General features: G+C 34.0%; 2 protein-coding genes. Both read right to left on the reverse strand.

What is annotated here, in order from left to right:
• Positions 1 to 336: hypothetical protein (locus NJT12_RS24830; protein ID WP_271338793.1), on the reverse strand; the 336-nt coding region annotated here is incomplete at its 3' end.
• A 3-nt stretch (positions 337 to 339) separates the two neighbouring features.
• Positions 340 to 549 (reverse strand): hypothetical protein, encoded by a 210-nt coding sequence (locus tag NJT12_RS24835; RefSeq protein WP_271338794.1) that lies wholly within the window; start codon positions 547 to 549, stop codon positions 340 to 342.
• Between the last annotated feature and the right edge of the window lie 171 nt (positions 550 to 720).

A 720-nucleotide genomic window follows, 5' to 3' on the forward strand; every position in this document is an offset into this window, starting at 1 on the left:
AAGTGTGTTATTGTCCACAAAAGAGACATCATCACCACTTACGTAAGTGAACCCATTAAAATTTTGACTATAGAAAGTCACAGGTATATTAGTATTCGCACCTGCCTTCGTGACATCTAATAGCGAGGGTACTTTTGGTTCTCCGCCAAACTCACTACGAGGAACAAATTTTACAATTTTATCAGAACCTCGTACCAGAACAGAATCTGCCTTTGATCCTGGATTAACGGTTTGCAGCTGTAAAGGATTTTGAATAGAGTATTCCGTAGGAATACGAACTTGCGAAAATGCTGGCAAAGACAATGTAAATAATAAAAATAAAAGTATTCGTTTCATAGCTTAAATAGGTTGATTATTAATGTTGATTGATTGCGATGTAGTTGGTGTTTTAGTAATTACATCGTGCGTGAATTTTCCATCTTTGATACCAATAAAAACACTTTTGTTTTTATCTGATGGGGCAATCAATGTTAGTCCGTCAGGCTTAACAATTTTTTCTAATTGCTCAATTCTTTTAGATAGAGCTTTTATAATCTTCTTTTTTTTCATGTAGTATTTAATTTAATTCGCGGTGTTAACCGAGAAGCTTTCAATATTATTTATCTCACCGCCGATGTAATAACCATTTATCCAAGATTGATCTACAAAGCCAAGTACAAGGTCATTTACTTCAAGTACATATTTTTTTGCAGGGTCAGCATTTGTGGGATGCTTATAAAT

Source organism: Flavobacterium azizsancarii, from assembly GCF_027980145.1.
GTDB classification, from domain to species: Bacteria; Bacteroidota; Bacteroidia; order Flavobacteriales; family Flavobacteriaceae; genus Flavobacterium; species Flavobacterium azizsancarii.

Bases quoted from the DNA above. Each gene is read 5' to 3' on its own strand.
- NJT12_RS24835 (WP_271338794.1), bottom strand. From the start codon at position 549: ATGAAAAAAAAGAAGATTATAAAAGCTCTATCTAAAAGAATTGAGCAA.